At 41.2% G+C, this 313-nt stretch carries 1 protein-coding gene; it reads left to right on the top strand.

Annotated elements, in window-relative coordinates; all coding sequences use genetic code 11:
* On the top strand, nucleotides 1-313 hold a 313-nt coding region (locus ON09_RS23925), incomplete at both ends, for a helix-hairpin-helix domain-containing protein (protein WP_010603605.1).

Raw genomic sequence — 313 nt, 5'->3', positions numbered from 1 at the left:
AGGAGCAAAGGTTCATTTGCCATGTGTTAACCATAGCGACGAGGTGGTAACTATTAGAGAAAATGATGCCTATTTGGGCTTTGTCGGCATTCAAGGATTGGAGCAGAAATTAATCGAACTCATACCCAAAGAACGGCAGTTAAACGGCGCTTACCAGGATTTGGAGCAGTTTATCAAACGGACTCAAATTACTTTAGAACAGGCAATTTTGCTAATCCGGTTAGGGGCTTTGAGGTTTACCGGAAAAGATAAGAAAACCTTACTTTGGGATGTTTATAACTACCTGGGGCATAAACAAAAACAGTGTGTACGT

The organism is Pedobacter agri PB92, assembly GCF_000258495.1.
Taxonomy (GTDB): Bacteria; Bacteroidota; Bacteroidia; order Sphingobacteriales; family Sphingobacteriaceae; genus Pedobacter; species Pedobacter agri.
This window is presented reverse-complemented; position numbering and strand designations above follow the sequence as displayed.